The sequence below is a fragment of the Neisseriaceae bacterium CLB008 genome (assembly GCA_041228285.1).
Taxonomy (GTDB): domain Bacteria; phylum Pseudomonadota; class Gammaproteobacteria; order Burkholderiales; family Neisseriaceae; genus JAGNPU01.
This window is the reverse complement of record CP166133.1, coordinates 2875863-2892932: the sequence shown is the minus strand read 5'-3', so window position 1 is coordinate 2892932 and position 17070 is coordinate 2875863. Positions and strand designations below refer to the sequence as shown.

General features: G+C 45.7%; 31 protein-coding genes. All 31 read left to right on the top strand.

From position 1 onward, the window contains the following. Positions 1–14 precede the first annotated feature (14 nt). A complete protein-coding gene (rpsJ, locus tag AB8Q18_13390; protein XDZ51155.1) occupies positions 15–326 on the top strand; it encodes a 30S ribosomal protein S10 in 312 nt (103 codons plus the stop codon). Between the two features lie 150 nt (positions 327–476). Further along, the gene (rplC, locus tag AB8Q18_13385; GenBank protein XDZ51154.1) at positions 477–1121 is read left to right on the top strand and encodes a 50S ribosomal protein L3; all 645 of its coding nucleotides are present in this window, start codon (positions 477–479) and stop codon (positions 1119–1121) included. Next, the gene (gene rplD, locus AB8Q18_13380; protein ID XDZ51153.1) at positions 1121–1741 is read left to right on the top strand and encodes a 50S ribosomal protein L4; all 621 of its coding nucleotides are present in this window, start codon (positions 1121–1123) and stop codon (positions 1739–1741) included. Before rplC ends, rplD begins: the two co-directional genes overlap by 1 nt. Continuing rightward, positions 1738–2046, top strand: coding sequence for a 50S ribosomal protein L23 (rplW, locus tag AB8Q18_13375; protein ID XDZ51152.1), 309 nt, complete (start codon positions 1738–1740; stop codon positions 2044–2046). Before rplD ends, rplW begins: the two co-directional genes overlap by 4 nt. 10 nt (positions 2047–2056) lie before the next feature. Further along, positions 2057–2890 carry a 50S ribosomal protein L2 gene (gene rplB, locus AB8Q18_13370; protein XDZ51151.1) on the top strand — a complete coding sequence of 278 codons (834 nt, stop codon included), beginning with the start codon at positions 2057–2059 and terminating at the stop codon, positions 2888–2890. A gap of 5 nt (positions 2891–2895) precedes the next feature. Beyond that, the gene (rpsS, locus tag AB8Q18_13365; GenBank protein XDZ51150.1) at positions 2896–3174 is read left to right on the top strand and encodes a 30S ribosomal protein S19; all 279 of its coding nucleotides are present in this window, start codon (positions 2896–2898) and stop codon (positions 3172–3174) included. 9 nt (positions 3175–3183) lie between these two features. Next, positions 3184–3513: a 50S ribosomal protein L22 gene (rplV, locus tag AB8Q18_13360; GenBank protein ID XDZ51149.1), complete on the top strand. Its 330-nt coding sequence runs from the start codon at positions 3184–3186 to the stop codon at positions 3511–3513. Positions 3514–3522: 9 nt separating this feature from the next. Continuing rightward, complete coding sequence (rpsC, locus tag AB8Q18_13355) at positions 3523–4230, top strand: 30S ribosomal protein S3 (protein ID XDZ51148.1); 708 nt, start codon at positions 3523–3525, stop codon at positions 4228–4230. Next, positions 4214–4630 carry a 50S ribosomal protein L16 gene (gene rplP, locus AB8Q18_13350; protein XDZ51147.1) on the top strand — a complete coding sequence of 139 codons (417 nt, stop codon included), beginning with the start codon at positions 4214–4216 and terminating at the stop codon, positions 4628–4630. Before rpsC ends, rplP begins: the two co-directional genes overlap by 17 nt. Further along, positions 4631–4831 (top strand): 50S ribosomal protein L29, encoded by a 201-nt coding sequence (gene rpmC / locus AB8Q18_13345; protein XDZ51146.1) that lies wholly within the window; start codon positions 4631–4633, stop codon positions 4829–4831. It begins immediately after the preceding gene. A 1-nt stretch (position 4832) separates the two neighbouring features. After that, the gene (gene rpsQ, locus AB8Q18_13340; GenBank protein XDZ51145.1) at positions 4833–5096 is read left to right on the top strand and encodes a 30S ribosomal protein S17; all 264 of its coding nucleotides are present in this window, start codon (positions 4833–4835) and stop codon (positions 5094–5096) included. A gap of 232 nt (positions 5097–5328) precedes the next feature. Continuing rightward, positions 5329–5697, top strand: a complete 369-nt coding sequence (gene rplN / locus AB8Q18_13335) for a 50S ribosomal protein L14 (GenBank protein XDZ51144.1) — start codon at positions 5329–5331, stop codon at positions 5695–5697. A 14-nt stretch (positions 5698–5711) separates the two neighbouring features. Then, positions 5712–6041 (top strand): 50S ribosomal protein L24, encoded by a 330-nt coding sequence (gene rplX, locus AB8Q18_13330; GenBank protein ID XDZ51143.1) that lies wholly within the window; start codon positions 5712–5714, stop codon positions 6039–6041. 11 nt (positions 6042–6052) lie between these two features. Beyond that, the gene (gene rplE / locus AB8Q18_13325; GenBank protein ID XDZ51142.1) at positions 6053–6592 is read left to right on the top strand and encodes a 50S ribosomal protein L5; all 540 of its coding nucleotides are present in this window, start codon (positions 6053–6055) and stop codon (positions 6590–6592) included. A 2-nt stretch (positions 6593–6594) separates the two neighbouring features. Next, positions 6595–6900, top strand: coding sequence for a 30S ribosomal protein S14 (gene rpsN, locus AB8Q18_13320; protein ID XDZ51141.1), 306 nt, complete (start codon positions 6595–6597; stop codon positions 6898–6900). 14 nt (positions 6901–6914) lie between these two features. Then, positions 6915–7307 (top strand): 30S ribosomal protein S8, encoded by a 393-nt coding sequence (gene rpsH / locus AB8Q18_13315; GenBank protein ID XDZ51140.1) that lies wholly within the window; start codon positions 6915–6917, stop codon positions 7305–7307. A gap of 10 nt (positions 7308–7317) precedes the next feature. After that, complete coding sequence (gene rplF, locus AB8Q18_13310; protein ID XDZ51139.1) at positions 7318–7851, top strand: 50S ribosomal protein L6; 534 nt, start codon at positions 7318–7320, stop codon at positions 7849–7851. A 13-nt stretch (positions 7852–7864) separates the two neighbouring features. Further along, the gene (rplR, locus tag AB8Q18_13305) at positions 7865–8218 is read left to right on the top strand and encodes a 50S ribosomal protein L18 (GenBank protein XDZ51138.1); all 354 of its coding nucleotides are present in this window, start codon (positions 7865–7867) and stop codon (positions 8216–8218) included. 17 nt (positions 8219–8235) lie between these two features. Beyond that, the gene (gene rpsE / locus AB8Q18_13300; protein XDZ51137.1) at positions 8236–8760 is read left to right on the top strand and encodes a 30S ribosomal protein S5; all 525 of its coding nucleotides are present in this window, start codon (positions 8236–8238) and stop codon (positions 8758–8760) included. Then, positions 8747–8932, top strand: a complete 186-nt coding sequence (gene rpmD / locus AB8Q18_13295; protein ID XDZ51136.1) for a 50S ribosomal protein L30 — start codon at positions 8747–8749, stop codon at positions 8930–8932. The genes rpsE and rpmD overlap by 14 nt, the downstream gene beginning before the upstream one ends. Before the next feature lies 1 nt (position 8933). Further along, positions 8934–9368, top strand: coding sequence for a 50S ribosomal protein L15 (gene rplO, locus AB8Q18_13290; protein ID XDZ51135.1), 435 nt, complete (start codon positions 8934–8936; stop codon positions 9366–9368). An 11-nt stretch (positions 9369–9379) separates the two neighbouring features. Then, positions 9380–10687 carry a preprotein translocase subunit SecY gene (secY, locus tag AB8Q18_13285; protein XDZ51134.1) on the top strand — a complete coding sequence of 436 codons (1308 nt, stop codon included), beginning with the start codon at positions 9380–9382 and terminating at the stop codon, positions 10685–10687. A gap of 12 nt (positions 10688–10699) precedes the next feature. Then, a complete protein-coding gene (infA, locus tag AB8Q18_13280; protein XDZ51133.1) occupies positions 10700–10918 on the top strand; it encodes a translation initiation factor IF-1 in 219 nt (72 codons plus the stop codon). A 19-nt stretch (positions 10919–10937) separates the two neighbouring features. Then, entirely contained in the window at positions 10938–11051 is a 114-nt protein-coding gene (gene rpmJ, locus AB8Q18_13275; protein XDZ51132.1) for a 50S ribosomal protein L36, read from the top strand. A gap of 58 nt (positions 11052–11109) precedes the next feature. Beyond that, complete coding sequence (gene rpsM / locus AB8Q18_13270) at positions 11110–11472, top strand: 30S ribosomal protein S13 (protein ID XDZ51131.1); 363 nt, start codon at positions 11110–11112, stop codon at positions 11470–11472. A 19-nt stretch (positions 11473–11491) separates the two neighbouring features. Then, the gene (gene rpsK, locus AB8Q18_13265) at positions 11492–11887 is read left to right on the top strand and encodes a 30S ribosomal protein S11 (protein ID XDZ51130.1); all 396 of its coding nucleotides are present in this window, start codon (positions 11492–11494) and stop codon (positions 11885–11887) included. Positions 11888–11906: 19 nt separating this feature from the next. Then, a complete protein-coding gene (gene rpsD / locus AB8Q18_13260; protein XDZ51129.1) occupies positions 11907–12527 on the top strand; it encodes a 30S ribosomal protein S4 in 621 nt (206 codons plus the stop codon). A gap of 25 nt (positions 12528–12552) precedes the next feature. After that, complete coding sequence (rpoA, locus tag AB8Q18_13255) at positions 12553–13536, top strand: DNA-directed RNA polymerase subunit alpha (protein XDZ51128.1); 984 nt, start codon at positions 12553–12555, stop codon at positions 13534–13536. A gap of 24 nt (positions 13537–13560) precedes the next feature. Beyond that, the gene (gene rplQ / locus AB8Q18_13250; GenBank protein XDZ51127.1) at positions 13561–13944 is read left to right on the top strand and encodes a 50S ribosomal protein L17; all 384 of its coding nucleotides are present in this window, start codon (positions 13561–13563) and stop codon (positions 13942–13944) included. Between the two features lie 187 nt (positions 13945–14131). Next, complete coding sequence (miaB, locus tag AB8Q18_13245; GenBank protein ID XDZ51126.1) at positions 14132–15463, top strand: tRNA (N6-isopentenyl adenosine(37)-C2)-methylthiotransferase MiaB; 1332 nt, start codon at positions 14132–14134, stop codon at positions 15461–15463. Between the two features lie 163 nt (positions 15464–15626). Next, complete coding sequence (locus AB8Q18_13240) at positions 15627–16823, top strand: aromatic amino acid transaminase (protein ID XDZ51125.1); 1197 nt, start codon at positions 15627–15629, stop codon at positions 16821–16823. The last annotated feature ends 247 nt before the right edge of the window (positions 16824–17070 follow it).

Below are 17070 nucleotides of genomic sequence, written 5' to 3'. Positions count from 1 at the left end.
TTTAGGACGAATAGATGAAAACCCAAAAAATTCGCATTCGCCTAAAAGCTTATGACTACAACTTGATCGACCGCTCTGCTGAAGAGATCGTTGAAACTGCTAAACGTACCGGTGCTGTGGTTAAGGGCCCAATCCCTTTGCCTACTAAAATCGAACGTTTCGACATTTTGCGTTCACCACACGTGAACAAAAAATCACGCGAACAGTTGGAAATCCGCACTCACTTACGCTTGATGGACATTGTTGATTGGACTGACAAGACCACCGACGCGTTGATGAAATTGGATCTGCCAGCAGGCGTGGATGTTGAAATTAAGGTACAGTAATTGAGAATGTTGGGTTAAGAAGCATTATATTCTTGATTCAACATTTGAAATTGTGTTATCCTCGCGAACTCAGTACATATTTTGTGTGCTGAGTTCGTTTTGTTTTAAAAGCCGATCAATCGTAATTGGCGCCTCACTAAGGAAATAAACATGACATTAGGTCTAGTCGGACGCAAAGTCGGCATGACTCGAATTTTCACTGAGGATGGTGTTTCTATCCCTGTGACTGTTCTAGACATGTCTGCGAATCGCGTTACGCAGTTAAAATCCAAAGATACTGACGGCTATCAAGCCGTACAAGTTACCTTTGGTGCTAAGAAAGCAAATCGTGTGACCAAAGCTGAAGCTGGTCACTTTGCTAAAGCCGGTGTTGAAGCTGGCCGTGGCTCAATCGAATTTGTGATTACTGAAGCTCAATTGGCAGAATTAAAAGTGGGTGACGAATTAACCGTTGCTGCTTTTGCTGAAGGCCAACTAGTAGACATTACCGGCACCACTAAAGGTAAAGGCTTCTCTGGTACCATTAAACGCCATAACTTCCATGGCCAACGCAACTCACACGGTAACTCTTTGTCTCACCGTGTGCCTGGTTCTATTGGTCAAGCCCAAGACCCAGGTCGCGTATTCAAGGGTAAACGCATGGCTGGTCAATATGGTAACACTCAGTCAACCGTACAGTGCCTTGAAGTGGTTCGTGTAGACGCAGAACGTCATTTGCTATTAGTTAAAGGCGCTGTGCCTGGTGCTAAAAACAGTGATGTTGTTGTTCGTCAAAGTGTGAAAGCAGGTGCGTAATGGAATTACAAGTTATTAATGCTCAAGGTCAAGTATCTGGCAGCATGGTTGCTTCTGACGCCCTATTTTCTCGCGATTACAACGAAGCTTTGGTTCACCAACTAGTACAAGCCTTCTTGGCTAATGCTCGTTCTGGTAACCGTGCTCAGTTGACTCGTGCGGAAGTTAAGCATTCAACCAAAAAACCTTGGCGTCAAAAAGGTACCGGCCGTGCGCGTGCTGGTATGACTTCGTCTCCAGTATGGCGTGGCGGTGGTCGTGCATTCCCTAACAAACCAACCGAAAACTTTTCACACAAAGTGAATCGTAAAATGTACCGTGCTGGTATTGCGGCAATCTTGTCTCAATTGGTACGTGACGAACGTTTGTTTGTGATTGATGAATTGACTGCACAAACTCCTAAAACTAAAGAGTTTGCTGCTCAAGTGAAAAATCTAGGTATGGAACAGGTATTGTTTGTGACCAAACAGCTTGATGAGAACCTATATTTGTCTTCACGCAACTTGCCTAACGTAATGGTTTTGGAAGCGCATCAAGCGGATCCTTACAGCCTATTGCGTTACAAAAAAGTCATCTTGACTAAAGAGGCAGTTGCTCAGTTAGAGGAGCAATGGGTATGAATCAAGAACGTTTAATGCAGGTGATTCTGGCTCCTGTAGTCTCTGAAAAGAGCAATTTGTTGGCTGAAAAACGCAATCAAGTGACTTTCAAAGTATTGCCAAACGCGACTAAGCCTGAAATCAAAGCCGCTGTTGAGCTATTGTTCGGTGTTGAAGTGTCTAACGTGACCACAACATTGACCAAAGGTAAAGCAAAACGCTTTGGTAAGTACATGGGTAAGCGTAATGACGTTAAAAAAGCTTATGTAAGCTTAGTTGACGGCCAAGAGCTTGATTTAGAATCAGCTGCAGCTAGCGCGGAATAAGGAGTAGAAAATGGCTATTGTAAAAATGAAGCCCACTTCCGCAGGTCGCCGCGGCATGGTTCGTGTCGTAAACCCCGACTTGCATAAGGGCGCCCCTTACGCACCACTATTGGAAAAACAAAAATCCAATGCTGGTCGTAACAATAAAGGTCGCATCACCGTTCGCCATAAAGGCGGCGGTCACAAGCACCACTATCGTATCGTTGACTTCCGTCGTAACAAAGATGGCATTCCAGCAACCGTAGAACGCATTGAATACGATCCTAACCGTACCGCATTCATCGCTTTGCTTTGCTATGCTGACGGCGAACGTCGCTACATCATTGCTCCTCGTGGCATTAAAGCCGGCGCTAAAGTGATTTCTGGTGCTGAGTCTGCGATTAAAGTAGGTAACACTTTGCCTATCCGTAACATCCCAGTGGGTACCACCATTCACTGTATCGAGATGCGTCCTGGTAAGGGTGCGCAAATTGCTCGTTCAGCCGGTACTTCTGCGATGCTATTGGCTCGCGAAGGTGCTTACGCTCAATTACGTTTGCGTTCTGGTGAGATCCGTAAGATCCACGTTGATTGCCGCGCCACTATTGGTGAAGTAAGCAACGAAGAACAAAGCCTACGTAAAATTGGTAAAGCAGGCGCAAATCGTTGGAAGGGTATTCGTCCAACAGTTCGTGGTGTGGTAATGAACCCTGTCGATCACCCACACGGTGGTGGTGAAGGTAAAACTGGCGAAGGTCGTGAGCCAGTTAGCCCATGGGGTACGCCAGCTAAAGGCTTCCGCACTCGTCGCAACAAACGCACAAACAACATGATTGTTCGTCGTCGCTTTTCTAATAAAGGGTAATTGAGATGGCTCGTTCTCTGAAAAAAGGTCCATACGTGGACTTGCACTTGCTAAAGAAAGTTGATACAGCACGTGCTAACAACGACAAACGCCCAATTAAGACTTGGTCACGTCGTTCTACCATTTTGCCTGACTTTATTGGCTTAACCATCGCTGTACACAATGGCCGTACTCACGTGCCTGTGTTTGTAAGCGACAACATGGTTGGTCATAAATTGGGTGAGTTCTCATTGACACGTACTTTCAAAGGCCACTTGGCTGACAAGAAAGCTAAAAAGAAATAAGGTGAAAAGATGAGAGTTTCTGCTAAACACAATAACGCCCGTATCTCTGCTCAAAAAGCACGATTAGTGGCTGATTTGATTCGTGGTAAAGATGTTGACCAAGCGTTGCAAATTTTGACCTTTAGCCCTAAAAAAGCGGCTCAATTGGTTAAAAAAGTATTGGAATCTGCGATTTCTAATGCTGAGCATAACGAAGGCGCTGACATTGATACCCTTAAAGTTGCTACCATTTTTGTTGACAAAGGCCCGAGCTTAAAACGCTTCCAGGCTCGTGCAAAAGGTCGTGGTAACAAAATTGAAAAACAAACTTGTCACATCAGTGTGACAGTTGGCAATTAAGGAAAAACAATGGGACAAAAAGTAAATCCTACTGGTTTTCGTTTAGCCGTAAATAAAAACTGGACCTCAAAATGGTTTGCAAAGAGCTCTGAATTCCCAGTGATCTTAAAGCAAGACATCGACGTTCGTGATTATTTGAAAAAACGCTTGGCGAATGCTTCTGTTGGTCGTGTGGTCATTGAGCGTCCTGCTAAATCAGCTCGTATTACTATTTTCAGTGCACGCCCTGGTGTCGTTATCGGCAAAAAAGGCGAGGACATTGAAGTATTGAAACGTGATTTGCAAAAATTATTAGGCGTGCCTGTGCACGTAAACATCGAAGAAATTCGTAAGCCTGAAATTGATGCACAAATCATCGCTGACAATATTGCTTCACAACTTGAAAAACGTGTGATGTTCCGTCGCGCCATGAAACGCTCTATGCAAAACGCCATGCGCGTTGGTGCAAAAGGCATTAAAATCATGAGCTCAGGTCGTTTGAACGGCATCGAAATCGCCCGTAGCGAATGGTACCGTGAAGGCCGCGTGCCTTTGCATACCCTACGTGCTGACGTAGATTACGCCACAAGCGAAGCATTGACTACATACGGCATTATCGGCATTAAAGTTTGGGTATACAAAGGCGATTGGAATCCTAATCAAGCCCAAGTAGCTCAACCAGCTGCGCCACAGAAGAGACAAAGAAAGGCAGGTGGTAGAAATGCTGCAGCCAACTAGACTAAAATATCGTAAGCAACATAAGGGTCGCAATACTGGTATTGCTACTCGCGGTAATAAAGTGAGCTTTGGTGACTTTGGCTTGAAATCAACTGGCCGTGGTCGTTTGACCGCTCGCCAAATTGAGGCAGCTCGTCGTGCCATGACTCGTCACATTAAACGTGGTGGTCGTATTTGGATTCGCGTATTCCCAGACAAACCAATTACTGAAAAACCTGCTGAAGTACGTATGGGTGGCGGTAAAGGTTCTCCTGAGTACTACGTGGCTGAAATTCAACCAGGTAAAATGTTGTATGAGATGGATGGCGTGTCTGAAGATTTGGCGCGTGAAGCGTTCAAATTGGCAGCTGCTAAATTGCCATTGCCAACCGTATTTGTAACAAGACAGGTGGGTCAATAAATGAAAACTAAACAGTTTAAAACCGACTTGCGAGCCAAATCTATCGATGAGCTTAACGTTGAGTTAATGAGCTTGTTGAAGGCCCAGTTCGGACTGCGTATGCAAAACGCGACTAATCAGCTTGCTAAAACCAGTGAACTGAAAAAAGTTCGTCGTGACATTGCGCGCGTAAGAACGATCTTAACTGAAAAGGCTGCGTAATATGAGCGATACTAAAACAGTCCGCACTTTAACCGGTAAAGTAGTTAGCGACAAAATGGACAAAACCGTAGTGGTACTAGTTGAACGTACTGTGAAACACCCACTATATGGCAAAATCATCCGTCGTTCTAGCAAACACCATGCACATGACGAAAACAATGAATACGCCGCTGGCGACATCGTTGTTATCGCTGAAACCCGTCCAGTGTCAAAAACCAAAACTTGGGTTGTGACAAACTTGGTGGAAAAAGCACGTCAGGTGTAATAGTTAGAAGCTTGCATTGAAAGAAATTTTACTGTAAACTTCGCGTTTCTATGCCCTCGGTCTCTTTGACGAGGGTATTTTCTCCCATCGGGATCCAAGACTGATTTACTAGAACCGCAAGGTTTCGAATGGCTTGACTGACGTCACGTTTATGTCCTTATTTATAGGGGCTTAAGACGTTAAGCAGCTGATTTGAAAAGGGTAAATTAAGTTGGATGAAAGGTAATCACAAATGATTCAAATGCAGACCATGTTAGATGTGGCTGATAACTCTGGTGCGCGCCGTGTGATGTGCATCAAAGTTCTTGGCGGCTCTAAACGTCGATATGCCTCAGTTGGCGATATCATCAAGGTGACTGTGAAAGATGCAGCTCCTCGAGGCCGTGTTAAAAAAGGTGATGTGCTGAACGCTGTTGTTGTTCGCACCGCTAAGGGCGTACGTCGTCCTGATGGCGCTCTGATCAAGTTTGACAACAATGCTGCGGTAATGTTGAACACCAAACTAGAGCCTATCGGTACCCGTATTTTTGGACCTGTAACTCGCGAGTTGCGTAATGAACGATTCATGAAAATCGTTTCATTAGCACCCGAAGTGCTTTAAGTGAGGAACTAAGAATGCGTAAACTTCTTAAAGGCGATCACGTTATCGTCATCACTGGCAAAGACAAGGGCAAAACCGGCAACGTCACCAAAGTATTGGATGGTAAAGTTGTGGTTGAAGGTGTTAATGTTGTAAAAAAACATCAAAAACCAAACCCTATGAATAATGTTGCTGGTGGTATTGTAAGCAAAACCATGCCAGTAGCCATTTCAAATGTTGCTATTTTTAACCCTGAAACTAAAAAAGCTGACCGTGTAGGCATCGAAGAAATTAGAAATGAAGAAGGTAAAGTCGTAGAACGTGTACGCATCTTCAAATCTAACGGTGCGCGAGTTAGTGCTTAAAGGAGCAAAAAATGGCACGTTTAAATGAATTCTACAAAGCGACTGTCGTTCCTGAAATGATTAAGCAATTTGGCTACAAATCAATCATGGAAGTACCTCGCATTGACAAAATCACCCTAAACATGGGTGTGGGCGAAGCTGTAGCCGATAAAAAAGTAATGGACCACGCTGTTGGCGACTTGCAAGCGATTGCTGGTCAAAAACCTGTTGTGACTGTTGCTCGTAAATCGATCGCTGGCTTTAAAATTCGTGACTTCTACCCAATCGGCTGCAAAGTAACTTTGCGTCGTGAGCGTATGTACGAATTTTTGGACCGCTTGATCACCATCGCTTTGCCACGCGTACGCGACTTCCGCGGCGTGAACGGTAAATCTTTTGATGGCCGTGGCAACTTCAACATGGGTGTGCGTGAGCAAATCATTTTCCCAGAGATCGAATACGATAAAATCGATGCTTTGCGTGGTTTGAACATCACTATTACGACAACTGCTAAAACTGATGCAGAAGCTAAAGCTTTATTGGCTCTGTTCAAGTTTCCATTTAAGGGTTAATCATGGCTAAGCTTGCATTAATTAACCGTGAAAAGAAGCGCGCTACTTTGGCTGTGAAATACGCAGCAAAACGCGAAGCAATTTTTGCTGTCATCAATGACGCATCTGCGACGCCTGAAGAGCACTTCCAAGCACGTTTGAAATTACAATCTATTCCTCGTAACGCTATGCCAGTTCGCCAACGTCGTCGTTGCGCATTGACAGGTCGTCCACGTGGTACGTTCCGTAAATTTGGCCTAGGCCGCACCAAGATCCGCGAAATTTCTATGCGCGGTGAAATTCCTGGTGTGGTTAAAGCTAGCTGGTAATAGGAGAAGAAAATATGAGTATGCATGATCCTATTTCCGATATGTTGACCCGTATTCGTAACGCACAACGTGCGAACAAAGCTACCGTGTCTATGCCTGCTTCTAAATTGAAGAAAGCCATTGCACAAGTTTTGAAAGAAGAAGGCTACATTGAAGATTTTGCTGTAAGCGCTGACGCAAAACCATCTTTGGATTTGCAATTGAAATACTACATGGGTCGCCCAGTGATTGAGCGCATCCAACGTGTATCTCGCCCAGGCTTACGTGTTTATAAAGGTTCTACCCAAATCCCTAACGTGATGAACGGCTTAGGTATTGCGATCGTGACCACCTCTAAAGGTGTGATGACCGACCGTAAAGCACGTGCTAACGGCGTGGGTGGCGAACTTTTGTGTATCGTTGCTTAAGGAGGAATAAATGTCACGCATAGCAAAAAACCCAGTGTCTATTCCTTCTGGTGTTGAAGTTAAATTCACACCTACAGACGTGGTTGTTAAAGGTGCAAAAGGCGAGATGACTCAAACCTTGTGTGCTGATGTCACCATCGCTTTGGAAAACAACGAATTGACCTTTGTACCCGCTAACGACAGCAAGCACGCGCTTGCTATGTCTGGTACTTTACGTGCCTTGTTGCACAACATGGTTACTGGCGTTTCTCAAGGCTTTGAGAAAAAATTACAATTGATTGGTGTGGGTTACCGCGCTAAGGCAGAAGGTCAAAACCTAAACCTGTCTTTGGGCTTCTCTCATCCGCTTGTATACGCCATGCCTGAAGGCGTGACTGCTGAGACTCCGTCTCAAACAGAAATCGTCATCAAAGGTGCTGACAAACAACAAGTTGGTCAAGTTGCAGCCAAGATCCGCGCTTACCGTCCACCAGAGCCTTACAAAGGCAAGGGTGTTCGCTACGCTGGTGAAGTGGTTGTAATGAAAGAAACCAAGAAAAAATAATTGAGGCCTTAAAATGGATAAAAATACTGCTAGGATCCGCCGCGCACGTAAAACCCGTGCCAAGATTGCGGAACTCAATATGGTCCGTTTGTGTGTATTCCGCACTAATGCTCATATTTATGCTCAGATTATCAGTGCTGAGGGTGACAAGGTTTTGGCTCAAGCATCAACTCAAGAAGCTGATGTTAAGGGTGAAATCAAGTCTGGTAGCAACGTTGCTGCTGCTCAGTTTGTGGGCCAACGCATTGCTGAAAAAGCCAAAGCGGTTGGTGTTGAAAAAGTTGCGTTTGATCGCTCTGGTTTCAAATACCATGGTCGTGTAAAAGCACTTGCTGAAGCCGCGCGTGAGCACGGTCTAAGCTTCTAATTCGGAGTGATCATATAATGGCAAAACATGAAATTGATGATCGCGGTGATGGTTTAATTGAGAAGATGGTTGCTGTCAACCGTGTTACCAAAGTAGTTAAAGGTGGCCGGATCATGGCGTTCTCAGCATTGACCGTGGTAGGTGATGGCGATGGCCGCATCGGTATGGGTAAAGGCAAATCTAAAGAAGTGCCTGTAGCCGTACAAAAAGCGATGGACCAAGCTCGTCGCGAAATGGTAAAAGTTCCTTTGAAAAACGGCACGATTCATCACGCAGTTATTGGTCGCCACGGCGCCACTAAAGTGTTGATGCAACCAGCCCGCGAAGGTAGTGGCGTTAAAGCCGGTGGTCCTATGCGTCTAGTATTTGACGCCATGGGCGTGCGTAACATTTCTGCTAAGGTTCATGGTTCTACCAACCCTTACAACATTGTTCGCGCCACCTTAGATGGTTTGAGCCGCTTGTACACTCCTTCTGACATCGCAGCCAAACGTGGTTTGACTGTTGAAGACATTATGGGAGCTGATCATGACGCAAACTAAAACCATTAAAGTAACTTTGGCAAAAAGCGTGATTGGTTGCATTCAATCTCACCGCGCTTGTGCTCGTGGCTTGGGTTTACGTCACCGTGAGCAAACTGTTGAAGTATTGGACACTCCAGAAAATCGTGGCATGATCAACAAGATCAGCTACCTTTTGAAAGTAGAGGACTAATATGTTTTTGAATACCATTCAGCCAGCTGATGGTGCGAAACATGCGGCTCGCCGCGTGGGTCGTGGTATCGGCAGTGGCTTAGGTAAAACCTGTGGTCGTGGCCATAAAGGTCAAAAAAGCCGCTCTGGTGGTTTCCACAAAGTAGGTTTTGAAGGCGGTCAAATGCCTTTGCAACGTCGTTTGCCTAAGCGTGGTTTTAGATCAATGACTGCTCGTTTTAACGCTGAAGTGCGTTTGAGCGAAATCAACTTACTGCCTTTGGATGAAATCGATCTGTTGGCCCTTAAGCAAGCCGGTATCGTGGCTGCTCAAGTGACTTCAGTTAAAGTGATTGCTTCTGGCAGCATTGAAAAAGCAGTTAAATTGGTTGGTTTAAAAGCAACCAAAGGCGCGCTAGCAGCTATCGAAGCAGCTGGTGGCAGCTTGGTTGAGTAAAGGCTTATACTGTGGCTAACAATACTTCTACTTCGGGATTGGCAAAGTTTGCTGATTTAAAGAAACGCATTATTTTCCTTATTGGTGCATTAATCGTTTTTCGCATCGGCGCACATATTCCTGTCCCTGGTGTTGATGCTATTGCGTTAGCCAAGCTTTTTGAAAGCGTTGATAATGGACTGCTTGGCATGTTAAACATGTTCTCAGGCGGTTCGTTGTCACGCTTTACCGTATTTGCAATCGGCATTATGCCTTATATTTCTGCGTCGATTATTATTCAGTTGGCGTCTGAAATCATGCCTTCTTTAAAAGCCTTAAAGAAGGAGGGTGAGGCAGGTCGAAGAAAAATCACCAAGTATACTCGTTTTGCAACCGTCATCTTGGCCACCGTACAAGGCTTCAGCTCTGCTGTGTTCTTGTATCAACAGCCAGGTTTGGTGATTGCGCCACAGTTTGAATTTTATCTTTCAACCGTGGTGTGTTTGGTTACCGGTACCATGTTCTTAATGTGGTTGGGTGAGCAAATTACCGAGCGAGGCATCGGCAATGGTATTTCTTTGATCATTTGTGCTGGTATTGCAGCGGGTGTGCCAGGCGGCATTGCTCAGTTGTTAACCCTAACCAGTAATGGTTCTATGTCACTGATTGTGGCGTTGCTGATCATTGTTGGCGCGTTGTTAATTACTTTTGCGGTCGTGTACATTGAAAGCGGTCAACGAAAAGTTTTAGTGCAATACGCAAAGCGTCAAGTTGGTAATAAAGTGATGCAAGGTCAAAGCACGCACATGCCTTATAAATTAAATATGGCCGGTGTGATCCCAGCGATTTTTGCTTCGAGCATTATTTTGTTCCCTACTACTATTCTGGAATGGTTTGGGTCGTCTGATTCACTTCCATGGCTTCAAACAGCTGCCGGTTATTTACAGCATGGTCAACCGCTGTACATTTTGTTGTTTGCATCGGCCATCATTTTCTTCTGTTTCTTCTACACTGCGTTGGTGTTCAACCCACGTGAAGTAGCGGATAACCTGAAAAAAAGCGGTGCCTTTATTCCTGGGATTCGTCCTGGTGAGCAAACCTCAAAATACATCGAGAAGGTCATTCTGCGTTTGACGGGTGCTGGTGCTTTGTATATCACTATTGTTTGTTTGATTCCTGAGTTCTTAACTCAAGGCTTGAACGTGCCATTCTATTTTGGTGGTACCTCACTCTTGATTATGGTTGTTGTGACCATGGACTTCAGAACGCAAATCGCTTCATACATGATGAGTCATCAGTATGAACATTTGATGAAAAAATCATCATTAAAACGCAAATAATAAGAGAGTAAAATGGCTAAGGAAGATACCATTCAGATGCAAGGCGAAATTTTAGAGATGTTGCCTAACGCAACCTTTAAAGTTCGCTTGGAAAATGGCCACGAGGTTTTGGGTCATATTTCGGGTAAGATGCGCATGCATTACATTAGAATTTCTCCTGGTGACAAAGTTACCGTGGAGATGACCCCTTATGACTTAACTCGTGCACGTATTGTTTTCCGTGCAAAATAAGGAATGAAAGGAATTTATTATGCGAGTTCAACCTTCTGTTAAGAAGATTTGCCGTCACTGTAAAGTGATTCGTCGTAATCGTGTTGTACGCGTGATCTGTACTGATCCACGCCACAAGCAAAGACAAGGTTAATTTGAATTAAACCTTGAATTTATGTTATAGTTCGTATTTTTCGCTCTAAGGAAAAATTATGGCCCGTATTGCAGGGGTAAATATCCCTAATAACGCTCATGCCGTAATTGGTTTACAGGCCATTTATGGTATTGGCAGCACCCGTGCTAAATTGATTTGCCAAAGCGCAGGCATTAACACTGCGACTAAGGTTAAAGATCTAACTGATGCTGAGTTGGAAACGTTACGTAATGAAGTTGCCAAATTCGAAGTTGAAGGTGACTTACGTCGTGAAGTAACCATGAGCATTAAACGTTTGATGGACATGGGTAGTTACCGTGGTCTTCGTCACCGCCGTGGTTTACCATGTCGCGGTCAACGCACTCGCACTAACGCGCGTACCCGTAAAGGTCCTCGTAAAGCGATTGCAGGCAAGAAGTAATCATTAAAGGAAATTAGAAATGGCAAAAGCAAACACAGCTTCTCGTGTGCGCAAGAAAGTACGCAAAACCGTCAGTGAGGGCATTGTTCACGTTCACGCGTCGTTCAATAACACCATCATTACTATCACCGACCGCCAAGGCAATGCATTATCTTGGGCTACCTCAGGCGGCGCTGGTTTTAAAGGTTCTCGTAAAAGCACACCTTTTGCTGCTCAAGTAGCAGCTGAAGCAGCTGGTAAAGTTGCCCAAGAGTATGGCGTTAAGAATTTAGAAGTTCGCATTAAGGGCCCAGGTCCTGGTCGTGAGTCATCTGTTCGTGCGCTAAATGCTCTTGGCTTCAAAATCACCAGCATTTCAGACGTGACGCCCGTTCCTCATAACGGTTGTCGTCCACCGAAAAAACGTCGTATCTAAGATTTGGAGTTAAAGAGTTATGGCACGTTACATAGGCCCCAAGTGTAAACTAGCACGTCGTGAAGGTACTGATCTATTTTTGAAAAGTGCCCGTCGTTCGCTAGAGTCAAAATGTAAGCTGGATACCCCTCCAGGCCAACACGGTGCTCGTCGCACCCGTTTGTCTGACTACGGCGTACAGCTACGCGAAAAACAAAAAATCCGCCGTATCTACGGTGTGTTGGAACGTCAATTCCGTCGTTACTTTGCTGAAGCTGATCGTCGCAAAGGCTCTACCGGCGAATTGTTGTTGCAATTGTTGGAATCTCGTTTAGATAACGTTGTTTATCGTATGGGTTTTGGTTCTACTCGTGCGGAAGCACGTCAAATGGTTAGTCACAAAGCCTTTATGGTGAATGGCCAAGTAGTAAACATTCCATCTTACCAAGTTAAAGCTGGCGATGTGGTTGTTGTGCGTGAGAAATCTCGCAAACAAGTACGTATCCAAGAAGCCTTGGCATTGGCAGGTCAAATTGGCTTCCCAAGCTGGGTGTCTGTGGATCCACAAAAAATGGAAGGTACCTTTAAAAATGTACCTGATCGTTCTGAGCTAACTGGTGATATTAACGAACAACTAGTCGTTGAATTCTACTCTAAATAATCGCTAGTCAGTTGAGGAAATGAATATGCAAAATAGCGCTTCGGAATTTTTGAAACCCCGCGTAATTGATGTGGAGCCAATTTCGGCAACGCGTGCTAAAGTATCTATGGAGCCATTTGAACGTGGTTTCGGCCATACTTTAGGTAATGCCTTGCGTCGGATTTTGTTGTCTTCCATGAATGGTTTTGCGCCTACCGAAGTGACCATCTCTGGCGTATTACATGAGTACTCGACCCTTGAAGGGGTTCAAGAGGACGTTGTTGACATCCTTTTGAACCTCAAAGGTGTGGTGTTCAAACTTGAGGGTCGTGACACGGTTATCCTACGCTTGAAAAAATCAGGTGAAGGTGCTGTGTGCGCTAGCGATATTGAACTGCCTCATGATGTTGAGTTGATTAATCCAGAACACGTTATCTGCCATTTATCTGGTAACGGTAGCGTCGATATGGAAATCAAGGTAGAAAAAGGTCGTGGTTATCAGCCAGTTGCTAGCCGTAAAGGCAAGGACGACAATCGGGAAATCGGCGCCATCTTGATGGATGCCAGCTTCTCTCCTGTTAGCCGTGTAAGCTTTTCTGTTGAATCTGCTCGTGTAGAGCAACGCACAGACTTGGACCGTTTGGTTTTAGATATTGAAACCAACGGTGTGGTAGAGCCAGAAGAAGCAGTACGTGCCTCGGCGCGTATCTTAATTGACCAAATGTCAATTTTTGCTGACTTGCAAGGGACTCCTGTTGAAGAAGTGGTTGAAAAAACACCACCAATCGATCCGATTTTGTTGCGTCCTGTTGACGATCTTGAGCTTACTGTTCGTTCTGCAAACTGCTTGAAAGCCGAAGATATTTATTACATTGGTGATTTGATTCAACGTACCGAAACTGAGTTGTTGAAAACGCCTAATCTTGGCCGTAAATCACTAAATGAAATTAAAGAAGTTTTGGCTTCTAAAGGCTTGACCTTGGGTTCTAAGTTAGAAACTTGGCCACCTGCAGGTTTAGAAAAGCCGTAAGTTAAAGATTAAAGGACTAATGACATGCGTCATCGTAATAGTAATCGTAAATTAAATCGCACGAGCAGCCATCGTATGGCTATGCTTCGTAACATGGCAAACTCTTTGTTGACCCATGAAACCATCGTGACCACTTTGCCTAAAGCCAAAGAGCTTCGCCGTATCGCTGAGCCTTTGATCACTCTAGGTAAAAAACCTTCATTGGCTAACCGCCGCTTGGCTTTCGACCGCACCCGCGATCGTGACGTAGTGGTTAAGTTATTCGGTGATTTGGGTCCTCGCTTTGCTGCACGCAATGGCGGTTATGTTCGTATTCTTAAATACGGCTTCCGTCCTGGCGACAATGCACCTATGGCCTTGGTTGAATTGGTAGACCGCGCAGCAGAAGTTACTTCTGCTGAAGAGTAAGCCAATATGCTTAAAAAGCCAGCCCTTCGGGGTTGGCTTTTCTTATTTGTAAAGGCTCCTTACCATAGGCTTACTGAATAGAGGGTTATGGTAATCGGCTGAGTAAACCTGCTCATCTTTTGAATTTGTAACCGTTGTTTTTGAATTGCGTTCACGCGTTGTTCAGACCATTTGGACACAGCACATCATGAAAAAAGTATACATCCGGACCTTCGGCTGTCAGATGAATGAATATGACTCCGATAAAATGCTCGACGTTCTGGCTCAGGGCGAGGCATTGACGCGTACCGATCTGCCCGAAGAGGCAGACATCATCTTGTTTAACACCTGTAGCATTCGCGAAAAGGCGCAGGAGAAAGTGTTCTCGGATTTGGGCCGTGTGCGTAAATTTAAAGAGAAGAATCCTAACCTAGTAATTGGCGTCGGCGGCTGCGTGGCGTCGCAAGAGGGTGAGACCATCATCAAGCGCGCGCCCTATGTGGACGTGGTATTCGGTCCACAAACCTTACATCGCTTGCCACAGTTGATTGACGACAAAAAAGCCAGCGGCGTGCCGCAAGTCGACATTTCTTTCCCCGAAATTGAAAAATTCGACCATCTGCCGCCCGCACGTGTCGAAGGCGGCTCAGCGTTCGTGTCGATCATGGAAGGCTGTTCTAAGTATTGCAGCTTCTGCGTGGTGCCTTACACCCGTGGTGAAGAAGTGTCGCGCCCGTTTGAAGACGTATTGGTTGAAGTGGCCGGCCTAGCGGCGCAAGGGGTGAAAGAAATTAATCTCTTGGGCCAAAACGTGAATGCCTATTACGGCAAGATGGCCGACGGTGAAATCTGTGACTTTGCCATGCTGCTGGAGTTTGTGCATGAGATTCCTGGCATTGAACGCATTCGCTTCACCACCAGCCATCCGCGTGAGTTTAACGACCGCATCATCGAGTGCTACCGCAAGCTGCCTAAATTGGTGTCTCACCTACACTTGCCGGTTCAAAGCGGCTCAGATCGCGTTTTAGCGGCCATGAAACGCGGCTATACCGCCCTAGAGTATAAATCCATCATTCGTAAGCTGCGCGCCATTCGCCCTGACCTATGCTTAAGCTCAGATTTCATCGTGGGTTTCCCGGGTGAGACCGAAGCCGAGTTCGAGGCAACGCTTAAATTGGTAAAAGATGTCGCCTTTGATTTGAGCTATGTATTTATTTACAGCGCACGCCCCGGCACGCCGGCCGCGAACCTGCCGGACGAAACGCCGCACAGTGAGAAAGTACGCCGTTTAGAAGCCTTGAATGAAGTGATTGAGGCCGAAACCAAGCGCATTAACCTGAGCATGGTCGATTCGGTACAGCCCTGTTTGGTGGTGGGCATTTCTAAGAAAGACCCAAATCAGCTACAGGCGCGGACCGAGAATAATCGGGTGGTGAATTTCGTGGGCAATCCGCGTCTGATCAACCAAATGGTGGATTTAAAGATTACCGCAGCAGGGACGTTCTCGCTTAAGGGTGAGATGGTGATCGCCGAAGATTAAAGCGTCACAGGCCTAATGCGCCACACCCAACGCCATAAAGTGCCCGTTTTTTGACTTTTTTTTCAAAAAACGGGCTTTTCTTTTGGGGCGATTGGGTTAGAATGAAAGGCTGTGCCCGTGTGATGCGGTCACATTAATCGTTGACTTTTATAGGACAGTAACCATGTTTCAGCACGTTGATTTTTACCCTGGTGACCCGATTTTTGGTTTAGTTGATGCGTACAATAAAGATACCCGTTCGCCTAAGGTTAACCTTAGCATTGGCCTGTATCAAGACGGCGCTGGTCTGTTGCCTTTATTAGACACGGTTAAAAAAGCCGAAACCGCTCGTGCTGAGCATCTAAGCCCACGCTCTTATTTGCCGATGGAAGGCTTGGCAGCTTACCGTAGCGCCGTGCAAAACCTATTGTTTGGCACCGACGCGGCAGCAGTCAAAGAAGGCCGTATCGCAACGGTGCAAACCTTGGGAGGCTCAGGTGCCTTGAAAATTGGCGCCGATTTCCTGCACACCTACTTCCCGAACAGCGAATGCTATGTGAGCGACCCAACTTGGGCCAACCACATCGCCATTTTTGAAGGCGCGGGCATTAAAGTTAAAAAATACCCTTACTACGATGCTGAAACCGGCGGCGTGTGTTTCGAAGACATGCTGTCTTTGTTTAAAACCTTGCCAAAACAAACCATCGTCTTGCTTCACCCTTGCTGCCACAACCCAACCGGCGTGGATTTGAGCCCAGAACAGTGGAACCAAGTGATTGCCGTGGTGCAAGAGCGTGAATTGATTCCGTTTATGGACATTGCCTACCAAGGCTTTGGCGATGGCTTAGAAGAAGACGTGTTCGCCATCCGTGCGATGATGAATGCAGGCGTGTCGTTCTTCGTGAGCAATTCGTTCTCCAAAAACCTGTCTTACTACGGCGAGCGCTGTGGTGGCTTATCAGTGGTGAGCCCAAGCAAAGAAGAAGCCGACCTAGTAATGGGCCAGCTAAAGCTGGTGATCCGCCGTACTTATTCTAATCCGCCTGCACACGGTGCCTACATTACTGCTGAAGTGATGAACAATCCTGAGCTACACGCTGAATGGGCTGAGGAAGTGGCGCAAATGCGCGTACGCATTAAAGAAATGCGTCAAAAGCTGTACGACGTATTGAGCGCGAAAGTACCAGGTAAAGATTTTTCTTACTTCTTGAACCAGCGCGGCATGTTCAGCTTTACCGGCTTGACTGAAGCCCAGGTTAACCGTTTAAAAGACGAGTTTGCCATTTATCTAGTGGGTTCTGGCCGTATGTGTGTGGCTGGTTTAAACAACGACAACGTGGATTATGTGGCTTCTGCGTTCGCGACTGTATTGCAAGACTAATCCGAGCTGTACTATCATGCTGATACTAAAAAGGTTGCCTAGGCCTTAGGCAACCTTTTATTTTTCAGTCTAAGAGAGCATTTCATGAATTTAATCACTAAATTATTATTGATCGCCGTGATCGGCATCATCGTCAGCGTGGCCGCCAATCGCTATTTTGGCGGTTAAAAACCATGCGACCGGAACAGCAAGTACTGCCTATGATGCTTTTGAAGATCATGGGCTTTTTTATGTCTAGTAAAGGTTT

What these genes read in the sequence shown, in the direction of transcription:
- rpsJ (XDZ51155.1), top strand. Translation starts at nt 15, where the DNA reads ATGAAAACCCAAAAAATTCGCATTCGCCTAAAAGCTTATGACTACAAC.
- rplC (XDZ51154.1), top strand. Translation starts at nt 477, where the DNA reads ATGACATTAGGTCTAGTCGGACGCAAAGTCGGCATGACTCGAATTTTC.
- rplD (XDZ51153.1), top strand. Translation starts at nt 1,121, where the DNA reads ATGGAATTACAAGTTATTAATGCTCAAGGTCAAGTATCTGGCAGCATG.
- rplW (XDZ51152.1), top strand. Translation starts at nt 1,738, where the DNA reads ATGAATCAAGAACGTTTAATGCAGGTGATTCTGGCTCCTGTAGTCTCT.
- rplB (XDZ51151.1), top strand. Translation starts at nt 2,057, where the DNA reads ATGGCTATTGTAAAAATGAAGCCCACTTCCGCAGGTCGCCGCGGCATG.
- rpsS (XDZ51150.1), top strand. Translation starts at nt 2,896, where the DNA reads ATGGCTCGTTCTCTGAAAAAAGGTCCATACGTGGACTTGCACTTGCTA.
- rplV (XDZ51149.1), top strand. Translation starts at nt 3,184, where the DNA reads ATGAGAGTTTCTGCTAAACACAATAACGCCCGTATCTCTGCTCAAAAA.
- rpsC (XDZ51148.1), top strand. Translation starts at nt 3,523, where the DNA reads ATGGGACAAAAAGTAAATCCTACTGGTTTTCGTTTAGCCGTAAATAAA.
- rplP (XDZ51147.1), top strand. Translation starts at nt 4,214, where the DNA reads ATGCTGCAGCCAACTAGACTAAAATATCGTAAGCAACATAAGGGTCGC.
- rpmC (XDZ51146.1), top strand. Translation starts at nt 4,631, where the DNA reads ATGAAAACTAAACAGTTTAAAACCGACTTGCGAGCCAAATCTATCGAT.
- rpsQ (XDZ51145.1), top strand. Translation starts at nt 4,833, where the DNA reads ATGAGCGATACTAAAACAGTCCGCACTTTAACCGGTAAAGTAGTTAGC.
- rplN (XDZ51144.1), top strand. Translation starts at nt 5,329, where the DNA reads ATGATTCAAATGCAGACCATGTTAGATGTGGCTGATAACTCTGGTGCG.
- rplX (XDZ51143.1), top strand. Translation starts at nt 5,712, where the DNA reads ATGCGTAAACTTCTTAAAGGCGATCACGTTATCGTCATCACTGGCAAA.
- rplE (XDZ51142.1), top strand. Translation starts at nt 6,053, where the DNA reads ATGGCACGTTTAAATGAATTCTACAAAGCGACTGTCGTTCCTGAAATG.
- rpsN (XDZ51141.1), top strand. Translation starts at nt 6,595, where the DNA reads ATGGCTAAGCTTGCATTAATTAACCGTGAAAAGAAGCGCGCTACTTTG.
- rpsH (XDZ51140.1), top strand. Translation starts at nt 6,915, where the DNA reads ATGAGTATGCATGATCCTATTTCCGATATGTTGACCCGTATTCGTAAC.
- rplF (XDZ51139.1), top strand. Translation starts at nt 7,318, where the DNA reads ATGTCACGCATAGCAAAAAACCCAGTGTCTATTCCTTCTGGTGTTGAA.
- rplR (XDZ51138.1), top strand. Translation starts at nt 7,865, where the DNA reads ATGGATAAAAATACTGCTAGGATCCGCCGCGCACGTAAAACCCGTGCC.
- rpsE (XDZ51137.1), top strand. Translation starts at nt 8,236, where the DNA reads ATGGCAAAACATGAAATTGATGATCGCGGTGATGGTTTAATTGAGAAG.
- rpmD (XDZ51136.1), top strand. Translation starts at nt 8,747, where the DNA reads ATGACGCAAACTAAAACCATTAAAGTAACTTTGGCAAAAAGCGTGATT.
- rplO (XDZ51135.1), top strand. Translation starts at nt 8,934, where the DNA reads ATGTTTTTGAATACCATTCAGCCAGCTGATGGTGCGAAACATGCGGCT.
- infA (XDZ51133.1), top strand. Translation starts at nt 10,700, where the DNA reads ATGGCTAAGGAAGATACCATTCAGATGCAAGGCGAAATTTTAGAGATG.
- rpmJ (XDZ51132.1), top strand. Translation starts at nt 10,938, where the DNA reads ATGCGAGTTCAACCTTCTGTTAAGAAGATTTGCCGTCACTGTAAAGTG.
- rpsM (XDZ51131.1), top strand. Translation starts at nt 11,110, where the DNA reads ATGGCCCGTATTGCAGGGGTAAATATCCCTAATAACGCTCATGCCGTA.
- rpsK (XDZ51130.1), top strand. Translation starts at nt 11,492, where the DNA reads ATGGCAAAAGCAAACACAGCTTCTCGTGTGCGCAAGAAAGTACGCAAA.
- rpsD (XDZ51129.1), top strand. Translation starts at nt 11,907, where the DNA reads ATGGCACGTTACATAGGCCCCAAGTGTAAACTAGCACGTCGTGAAGGT.
- rpoA (XDZ51128.1), top strand. Translation starts at nt 12,553, where the DNA reads ATGCAAAATAGCGCTTCGGAATTTTTGAAACCCCGCGTAATTGATGTG.
- rplQ (XDZ51127.1), top strand. Translation starts at nt 13,561, where the DNA reads ATGCGTCATCGTAATAGTAATCGTAAATTAAATCGCACGAGCAGCCAT.
- miaB (XDZ51126.1), top strand. Translation starts at nt 14,132, where the DNA reads ATGAAAAAAGTATACATCCGGACCTTCGGCTGTCAGATGAATGAATAT.
- AB8Q18_13240 (XDZ51125.1), top strand. Translation starts at nt 15,627, where the DNA reads ATGTTTCAGCACGTTGATTTTTACCCTGGTGACCCGATTTTTGGTTTA.